Source organism: Sphingobium sp. MP9-4 (assembly GCF_005281675.1).
Classification (GTDB): Bacteria; Pseudomonadota; Alphaproteobacteria; order Sphingomonadales; family Sphingomonadaceae; genus Sphingobium; species Sphingobium yanoikuyae.
This window is the reverse complement of record NZ_LUFI01000092.1, coordinates 1-8692: the sequence shown is the minus strand read 5'-3', so window position 1 is coordinate 8692 and position 8692 is coordinate 1. Positions and strand designations below refer to the sequence as shown.

General features: G+C 63.9%; 7 protein-coding genes and 1 pseudogene. 4 read left to right on the top strand and 4 right to left on the bottom strand.

What is annotated here, in order from left to right:
- From A0U87_RS26930 to A0U87_RS24140, 3 genes and pseudogenes are all read right to left on the bottom strand, one after another.
- Positions 1–149: pseudogene (locus A0U87_RS26930) on the bottom strand (IS5/IS1182 family transposase); the annotation flags it as partial.
- A gap of 232 nt (positions 150–381) precedes the next feature.
- On the bottom strand, positions 382–1266 hold the full coding sequence (locus tag A0U87_RS24145; RefSeq protein ID WP_048939596.1) for a bestrophin family ion channel: 885 nt from the start codon (positions 1264–1266) through the stop codon (positions 382–384).
- Between the two features lie 22 nt (positions 1267–1288).
- Positions 1289–1543 (bottom strand): hypothetical protein, encoded by a 255-nt coding sequence (locus A0U87_RS24140; protein ID WP_004211015.1) that lies wholly within the window; start codon positions 1541–1543, stop codon positions 1289–1291.
- Between the two features lie 231 nt (positions 1544–1774).
- On the opposite strand from A0U87_RS24140, the gene A0U87_RS24135 reads away from it, so the two are divergent.
- The 3 genes from A0U87_RS24135 to A0U87_RS24125 all read left to right on the top strand — a co-directional run bounded on the left by A0U87_RS24135 (position 1775) and on the right by A0U87_RS24125 (position 6053).
- Positions 1775–2683: a LysR family transcriptional regulator gene (locus tag A0U87_RS24135; RefSeq protein ID WP_137406090.1), complete on the top strand. Its 909-nt coding sequence runs from the start codon at positions 1775–1777 to the stop codon at positions 2681–2683.
- Positions 2684–3030: 347 nt separating this feature from the next.
- On the top strand, positions 3031–5241 hold the full coding sequence (locus A0U87_RS24130; protein ID WP_234415733.1) for a TonB-dependent receptor: 2211 nt from the start codon (positions 3031–3033) through the stop codon (positions 5239–5241).
- Positions 5238–6053 carry a sialate O-acetylesterase gene (locus tag A0U87_RS24125; protein ID WP_048939598.1) on the top strand — a complete coding sequence of 272 codons (816 nt, stop codon included), beginning with the start codon at positions 5238–5240 and terminating at the stop codon, positions 6051–6053. Before A0U87_RS24130 ends, A0U87_RS24125 begins: the two co-directional genes overlap by 4 nt.
- Positions 6054–6068: 15 nt before the next feature.
- Here A0U87_RS24125 and A0U87_RS24120 read toward each other — a convergent pair whose 3' ends face one another.
- On the bottom strand, positions 6069–7226 hold the full coding sequence (locus A0U87_RS24120; protein ID WP_048939599.1) for a hypothetical protein: 1158 nt from the start codon (positions 7224–7226) through the stop codon (positions 6069–6071).
- A 199-nt stretch (positions 7227–7425) separates the two neighbouring features.
- Between A0U87_RS24120 and A0U87_RS24115 the strand changes: the two genes are divergently transcribed.
- Complete coding sequence (locus A0U87_RS24115; protein WP_010335889.1) at positions 7426–8493, top strand: fatty acid desaturase; 1068 nt, start codon at positions 7426–7428, stop codon at positions 8491–8493.
- Positions 8494–8692 lie beyond the last annotated feature (199 nt).

Below are 8692 nucleotides of genomic sequence, written 5' to 3'. Positions count from 1 at the left end.
TCGCTATAGAATGACCGCAGCTTCTCCCAGATCCCGTCCAGATCAACGAAACGATCCACCGCCCGCAACAAGTGGCTCTGGGGAACATGATCTTCCAGGCTGAAGCTGTAAAACAGCACCTCCTGCATCACCGTCCGATCACCCATCATCAGCCCGTCGCCTAACGACAACGCCAGTGAATCAGAACCGCGCCATCACTGCAAAGACCGGGTCTTCAACACTATCGGTCGAAACACGTTGATCCCTATCAGCGTCATCCTAGCGAAAGGCTCTCTTGGACTCGTCGAAGGATCCGGGATTCCTTCTGTGCTGCGAGGGCGCGCTGAATGGATCCTGCATCTAATGCAGGATGACGGCCGGTTTGGCGGGCGATCTTTGGCTTTACCAGAGCACGCCGTCGACCGGCTGGACCGGCGGAGGCCCTTCGCGGCCAAGCGTGTCGCACATGTCCGCTTCGATCGTGGTGGTGATGCTGTCGAGCGGCAGGTCGTGGACGTCGTTGCCGAACGGATCGACCAGGTCGTCGCCGATCTGCAGCACGGCAAGATACATGAAGCCCGCGACCGCCGATCCGACCGGGGTGGCGATGCCCAATGTCTCGACCAGGCCGATCGGCAGCAGGATGCAGAAGAGCCGGGTAAAGAATTTGGGGAAGCTGCGATATTGGGCGGGCAGCGGCGTGTTCTTGATCCGCTCCATGCCGCCCTGCGCGTTCGACATGTCGACCAGCAGCCGTTCGATCTGGGTCTGCTGGATGCTGTCGATCCAGCCGTCCGCGCGCGCCTGTTCGACCCGGCGGCCCGATCCGTCGAGCAGGCCGTTGGCGGGATTGCGACGGCCCAGTTCCGGAATCTCCGGGCCGGCGAGCAGGCGGCGCACATCGGGCGCGGGATCGATCCGGCGGAGCTGGCAGCGCAGCGCTTGGACATAGGCGATATGGCGTTCGACCAGGGTCTGACGCAGGTCCGCCGTTTCGGCCCGGTCGGGGATGAAGTTCATCACCGCGCGTGCCCAGCTGCGCGAGACATTGACCATCGCACCCCACAGGATGCGGCCTTCCCACCAGCGCTGATAGGCGGAGTTGACGCGGAAGCCGAGGACCAGGGCGAGCGCGGTGCCGAAGATGGTCAGCGGCAGGGCCGGCGCCTTGAAGGGTGAGATGAAGTAGAAGATGGTGACCGCCAGATCCCAGAAGAACAGCGCGATCAGCGCGCGCCACGCGGTCTGGAAACTCTGGCGGATACGTGGGGCACGTCCGACGATCATAGGGGGAGCGGTTCTCTACAGGTCAGGCGATGTCCGTGCCGTCGGCTTCATCCAGTTTCAGCCAGGCATGGCGCAGCGCCATGCCGCCGATGATGCCGACCGCCTTCAGGATGGTCGCATAGATGGTGGGGGTGCTGTCGCTGATCGCCAGCCAGGCGCAGGCGAAGCAGAGCGCCATGGCGGCATAGATGGGCAGCGCCTCGATATCGTTCCAGGCAAGACGCTGATTGGTCTTGGGCGTGGGCGCGGCGCGCGTTGCGGCGAGCGTGCGGATCATGGCGGTCCTTTCCGAAATGGAGCCGACGGGCGGCCTTTGTTCGAAAAATGATGCGACGCACAAGCGACGGTCAACGTGGTCCACACCATGCAAGCCAGCCTTGCGGTAGCGGTAACGCCAGCAAAATTCCGTCGCATTTCCGTGCCGTTTGGGAGACGTGGCAATGTTTTCACACGGAACTGCAACCTTGCGCCTATTGCAATGCAGCGTAACGCGCATAGCTTTTTGCGCATGGCCGATCGCTATGCTGAAATCCTGTCCTTCGTGAAAATTGCCGAATCGGGCAGCCTGTCCGAAGCGGCCAAACGACTGGACCTGTCGCTTGCCGCGACCAGTCGCCGCCTGTCGCAACTGGAGTCGCGGCTGGGGGTGATGCTGGTGCGCCGCAACAGCCGGCACATGACGCTGACGCAGGAAGGCCAGATCTTCTACGAGAAGGCGGGGCAGGCGCTGTCCGACATCGACCAGGCGGAAAATGTCGTGATGCGCAACGCCACCGAACCGGTCGGGGCGCTGCGCGTGGTGACGACGCTGCATTCGGGCCGCAGCCGGCTGGCGCCGCTGTTCCAGCATTATGCGACGCTGCACCCCGAGGTGGCGGTGCATCTGGAGGCGGCGGGGCTGGCAGCCAATATCGTCGAGACCGGCCATGACATCGCCATCTGTTTCGATCCGCCGCCCGACAGCGGCCTGATCATGAAGCGGCTGGCCGACAATCCGCGCATGCTTTGCGCCTCGCCCGAATATCTGAGCCGACGCGGCGTGCCGCGCACGATCGAGGATCTGGCCAGCCATGACCGCATCGTCATTGGCGGCGGGCAGGATATGTGGCGCGCGATCGACATGGACATGGGGCGAGACAATAGCCGGGCGAGCCGGGTGCTGAGCACGAATGATGGCGAAATGGCGCGGATGTGGGCGCTCAATGGCGCCGGTATCGTCATCAAGTCGCTATGGGCGGTGTCGGACGATCTGGAAGAGGGGCGGTTGCAGACGGTGCTGCCCGCTGTCGCGCTGCCGGAATCGCCGATCGTTGCCCTCTATCTGCCGGCGCAGGGGGACAGTGCCAAGGTGCGCAGCTGCCTCGACTTCCTGGCACGCCATCTGAAGCCGGCCGAGGCGACCCCGGCCGCCGCCTGACCCGATTTTGACAATGCGCGATCGGCGCGATCGACTGTCTGCGGACCGTCGATCGCGCCGATGGTGATTCACGGCCGCCTGCTTCCGCCGGAGCGCAGCCATTCGCCATGACAATCGATCTGTCAGGCCAATTTGTCTGACAAGTGCCGTGTTCATCAATATTGGTTTGACCAATATGTTGCGCTGGCCTGATCTGTCGGATACAGCCTTTTCGAAATCCGGAGCCGAGTCCCGCAATGTGGGCTTTGATGCCGGTGCAGTCGGGCAAACCGGCGCATCGGCCGATGGCTCCCGGTGGCAGCTTTGGAACACAGGATCGGGAGAGGTTGATGAAGGGGCAGTCGAAAATGGCAGTCGTGATGGCGAGCCTGCTGGTTGGCGTCGTATCGGGGGCGCTGGCGGGCATGGCCCATGCGCAGGCGCAGGATATGTCGGCTGGCGACATCATCGTGACGGCGCAGAAGCGCGAACAGAATGTGCAGGATGTGCCCTTGTCGGTGCAGGTGCTGGGCGAGGCCCAGTTGCAGGCCAATGCGGTGCAGGATTTCAACGATCTGAGCCGCGTGTCGCCGTCGCTGAGCATCCGGCCGGCGGAAAATCCGGCGAGCGCCAATGTCGCGATCCGCGGCGTCGGCACCCTGGCCTTCAGCCCCGGCGTCGAGCCGAGCGTCGCGGTCATCCTGGACGATGTGGCGCTGGCCTTCCAGTCGCGCGCCTTCACCGATCTTTCCGATATCGAGCGGATCGAGGTGCTGCGCGGGCCGCAGACGACGCTGTATGGCAAATCGGCCTCGGCTGGCCTGATCAATATCGTGTCCAAGGCGCCGACAAAGACGCTGACCGCGTCGGTGCGCGGCATGATCACCACGGATGACGAGCAGCAGATCGGCGCGGTTCTTTCCGGGCCGCTGACCGACACGCTGGGTTTCCGCACCAGCGTCAACTATGATGATTTCAAGGGCAATTCGCGCAACCTGGCCGATGGCAAGACGCTGAACGGGCGCCGCTATTTCTCCACCCGCAACAAGCTGCGCTGGAACCCGACGGCTGAGTTGCAGGCCGATCTGGCGATCGATTATGCCGATGGGCGGACGACATCGACGCGGCCCTTCATCGAACTGGGCGATAATGCGATCCTGCGCGGCAACCCGGCCTTCACCCAGGATGTGTTCGCGCCGGGCATCACGGTCGACAAGGACAATACGGACGTGTCGATCGATTTCCCGACCGGCAACACCTATAATGATTTCGCCCAGTCGCTGCGACTGAGCTATGATACGGGCGGGCCGACGATCATGTCGATCACCGCGCATGACCGCTACAAGTCGCATGACTGGTTCGACAGCGACGATTCCGCGATCACCAGCTTCCAGAATTTCCAATATGGCCATTTCGACAGCGAACAGTTCAGTCAGGAACTGCGGCTGATTTCGCCCGGCAAGGACCGGTTCCGCTATACGCTGGGCGCCTATTACAGCAATGTCGACATCGGCCGCGACTTCTATCGCGGGCCGCTCTTTTCCAACGCCAATTGGGATGCGACCAATGGCAGCGACCTGATCGCGGGCTTTGGCCAGCTGGAATATGATCCGCTGCCCGGCACGACGCTGATCGCCGGTGGCCGCTACAGCCGGGAAAAGATCGATTATGTGTTCACCGATCTGGCGGCCAGCCGGGTCTATGCGGGGCGCAGCAGCGACAGTTTCGGCACCTACAAGCTGGGCATCAAGCAGGATGTCGCGCGCGACATGAACCTCTATCTCACCTATGCGACCGGGCATAAGGGGCAGGCCTATGACATCTCGTCGGGCTTCAACCAGGCGCGCGCCGACGCCGGCCCGGTGAACCCGGAAAAATCCGACAGCCTGGAGCTTGGCTTCCGATCGCAGTTGCTGGATCGCAAGGTGACGCTGAACCTCACCGTCTTCAATTCCAACTTCCGCGATTTCCAGACCCAGGCGGTGGAAAATCTGGCCGACGGGACGCAGAATTTCCGCCTGACCAATGTCGGCAAGGTGCGCATCCGGGGCCTGGAAATGGAAACCAGCATCCGCCCGGTGGCCGGGCTGACCATCAATGGGTCGCTGACCTATCTGGACGCCAAGTTCAAGGAATTTGCCGGCGCGGCCTGCTATGTGAACCAGACCGCGGCGCAGGGATGCGTCGGCACGCCGCCGCGCCAGGATCTGAGCGGCAAGGCGATGCTGATCTCGCCCAAGTGGAAGCTGGCGGGCAATATCGATTATGCCCAGCCGCTGGGGCAGGGGCCGCTGGAACTGGTCGCGCAGGGCGCCGTCACCTGGCAGAGCAAGGTCGTGCCGCTGGACCAGAATCCGCGCACCATCCAGCCGGAATATGCGATGGTGAACATCGCGCTCGGCCTGCGCAGCGCCGACAAGTCATGGCAGGTGATGGGCTTCATCAACAATCTGTTCGACCAACATTATCGCTATCTGATCAACGATGTGTCGAACCGTTACGGGACGACGGCGATCCAGGGCTATGTGCCGCGTGATTTCCATCGTTATGGCGGCATCCGCCTGAGCTACAGCTATTGAGCTGGCGGGTTGCCGGGCTGGGCCTGGCCGCGCTGATCGGCGCGGCTGGCTCGGCCGGCGGCGCGGCGCCCTTGCCGGACATCTATGTGCTGGCCGGCCAGTCCAACATGTCGGGGCGGGGCGCGCTGGCGGACCTGACCGAGCCGGAAAGGGCGCCGGTGCCGGGCGTGAAGATGCTGGGCAATGACGGCATCGTGCGGCCGGCGATGGAGCCGATCGACAGTGCGCAGGGGCAGCAGGACATGGCGTCGGCGGACCGGCTGGCGGCGGTCGGGCCGGGCCTGTTCTTTGCCCGCGCGCTGATCGCGCGGCAGCGGCGGCCCATACTCCTGATCCCCTGCGCCAAGGGCGGCAGCGCGATCGCGCGCTGGCGACCCGGCGGGGATCGGACAACGCTCTATGGATCCTGTCTGGCGCGGGTGCGATCGGTCCGCGGACGGCTGGCCGGCATCCTCTGGTATCAGGGCGAGAGCGACGCGGAGAATGGGACGGCGGCAACGGGCTATGGCGCTGCGCTGGCCGATCTGGTCGGGCATTTCCGGCGGGATCTGGGACGCGCAGAGCTGCCGTTCCTCTTTGCGCAGATCGCCGATCGGCCGGCCGCGCCGGAGCATGTCGCGCGCTATCCGGGATGGGCGGTGGTGCAGGCGGCGCAGCGCGACATCGCCCTGCGCTGCGCCTATATGGTGCCGACCGGCGGCCTTGAGCGGCAGGCGGACGAACTGCATCTGGTGACCGATGCCCAGCGCCGGCTGGGCATGGCGATGGCGCGGGCGATGATGGCCTTGCAGGCGGATGGATGCGGGCGCTGAGGCGCGCCCGCTGCCTTACAGCGTCTTTTCGTAGACCTGATAGATCTTGTTGACCCTCGATTCGATGGCGTCGGCGATCGCGTTCATGCCCTGATTATCGTCCAGCACCCAGCCGATCTCGCCCCGCGTCGCGCTGTAATGGGCCAGGGCGTTGCGGCGGATATATTCGATCATCATGAAGGCGAGCTGGCTGGCCATGCGGGTGGATTGCAGCCGCTGGACCACGCCCATCAGAGGCACGCGCATCGTGCGCACCTGCGGCTTGCGCAGCCAGCGCAGCAGCTTGATCCAGCCGAACGGGAAGAGCGAACCGTTGAGCGGCTTCAATGCCTCGTTAAGGTCGGGCAGGGTCATCATGAAGGCGACCGGCTCGCCCTCCAACTCCGCGATCATGATCAGATCCTCGAACACCAGCGGCTTGAGCTTCTTGCCGGTGAAGGCGACTTCGGCGTCGGTGATCGGCACGAAGCCCCAATTCTTGCCCCAGGCATCGTTGAGGATGCCCAGGATGATCGCGGCTTCCTGATCGAACTTCGACTTGTCGACCTTGCGGATGGTGATGCGCGCGCTCTTTTCGCCGGAGGCGACGATGCGCTCGATCAGCGGCGGGAAATTCTTGGTGATGTCGAGCTCATAGGTCTTGAGCTGCTTGACCGGCTGATAGCCGGCGCCTTCGACCATCGGCTGATAGGCGGCGCTGTTATGGCCCATCATCACCGTCGGCGGATGATCATGGCCCTGGATCAGCAGGCCGGGCTCTTCCCAAATCGACAGCGAGATCGGGCCGAGCACGCGGGTCATGCCCTTGGCCTTGAGCCAGCCTTCGGCCGCGGCGATCAGGGCGGCGCCGGTTTCGGCATCTTCCGCCTCGAACAGGCCGAAATTGCCGGTGCCCGGACCCATACCCTGTTCGACCGGCTGGGCCAGCGCCAGCTTGTCGAAATGCGCGGAAATGCGGCCGACCACCTTGTTTCCGCGCCGGGCGAGGAAATATTGAGCCTCGGCATGGTCGAAGAAGGGATTCTTGCCGGGCGTCAGCAGGCCATAGACTTCGGACTTGAGCGGCGGCACCCAATTGGGATCATTGGCGTAGAGCCGCCAGGGCAGGTCGACAAAGGCCTTGAGATCGGCCTTGGAGGAAACGGGGGTGATGACGAGATCGGTTGATGCCACGGCGCAGGCCCTTGAAGAAATGTGTCGAGCAGTTCGGCGCTTGTTTGCGGAATGTCAATCTCGGGCCGGTGTCGGGGCGCTAGGAGTCGGTCTGGAAATGCGCGTCTTGCGCATCTGTACCGGCCCACACCCCCAACCGGGGTGAATATGTCACGTTGCTGCCACGATTGCAGCGCATTTGGAGTGTAGGGAAAGCAGCATGACTGTGCATGATCCCATATTGGCCGCCGCGTCGCGCACGCGGTCGGCTATACCCGACGATACGAAGATGCTGCGCGCTGCCGCGGATCTGACGCGCACCCTGTCGACCGCGAACCCGGCCATCTACTGGCCGGACATGCTGGCGTCGGCGCTGATCGGCTATGGCGCGCTGGCCGGTGCGATTCTGGCCCAGAATGTGGCGATCGCGATCGGCTGTGCCCTGTTGTCGATGATGGCGCTCTATCGCGCGGCCAGCTTCATCCATGAGCTGACCCATATCCGCAAGGGCGCGCTGCCCGGCTTCCGATTCGGCTGGAACCTGCTGGTCGGCATTCCGCTGATGATCCCGTCCTTCCTGTATGAAGGCGTGCATACCCAGCATCATGCCCGCACCCGTTATGGCACGGCGGAAGACCCCGAATATCTGCCGCTGGCGCTGATGAAGCCCTGGTCGCTGCCCCTGTTCATCGTCGTCGCCGCGCTGGCGCCGGTCGGCCTGATCCTGCGCTTTGGCGTGCTGACGCCGCTCAGCCTGATCATCCCGCCGCTGCGGCGCAAGGTGGTGGCGGAGTTTTCGGCGCTGTCGATCAATCCCGCCTATCGCCGCCGTGCGCCCGAGGGTGAGTTCGCCCGCATGTGGCATTGGCAGGAAGCGGGCGCCTGCCTGTTCGCGCTGGCGCTGGTCGGCAGTGTCTTCGCCTTCGGCTGGAAGCCCTTGCTCGTCTATATGGCGATCCATTCGGCGATGACCGTCATCAACCAGCTGCGCACCCTGGTCGCGCATCTGTGGGAGAATGAGGGCGAGGCGATGACCGTGACGGCGCAATATCTGGATTCGGTCAATGTGCCGCCGCCCGGCACGCTGCCCGAACTGTGGGCGCCGGTCGGCCTGCGTTATCATGCGTTGCATCACCTGCTGCCGAGCGTGCCCTATCATAATCTGGCGGCTGCCCATCGGCAGCTGATGGCGACGCTCGACATCGACTCGCCCTATCGCCAGGGCAATTATACCGGCATGTTCCCGCTGGTCGCCAAGATCGCCCGGAGCACGATGCACGCGCGCTGATCGCGGTGGATCGGGACAGGAAAGAAGGCCGGTGGAAACGCCGGCCTTTTTTATGGGCGGACGGGGGAGGCGGGTTGCGCGGCGACGCAGAAGGGCACCATGAGGTTGGTGCACTGGTCGCGATGCGGCACCATCAGTTCGAAGGGCAGCGGCGAGCGTTGATATTTGCCGCCGGCGGGCAGCATGAAATGGCCTTCGT

Excerpts from the sequence above, each read along its gene's own strand:
- A0U87_RS24145 (WP_048939596.1), bottom strand. The coding sequence starts at position 1,266 with ATGATCGTCGGACGTGCCCCACGTATCCGCCAGAGTTTCCAGACCGCG.
- A0U87_RS24140 (WP_004211015.1), bottom strand. The coding sequence starts at position 1,543 with ATGATCCGCACGCTCGCCGCAACGCGCGCCGCGCCCACGCCCAAGACC.
- A0U87_RS24135 (WP_137406090.1), top strand. The coding sequence starts at position 1,775 with ATGGCCGATCGCTATGCTGAAATCCTGTCCTTCGTGAAAATTGCCGAA.
- A0U87_RS24130 (WP_234415733.1), top strand. The coding sequence starts at position 3,031 with ATGGCAGTCGTGATGGCGAGCCTGCTGGTTGGCGTCGTATCGGGGGCG.
- A0U87_RS24115 (WP_010335889.1), top strand. The coding sequence starts at position 7,426 with ATGACTGTGCATGATCCCATATTGGCCGCCGCGTCGCGCACGCGGTCG.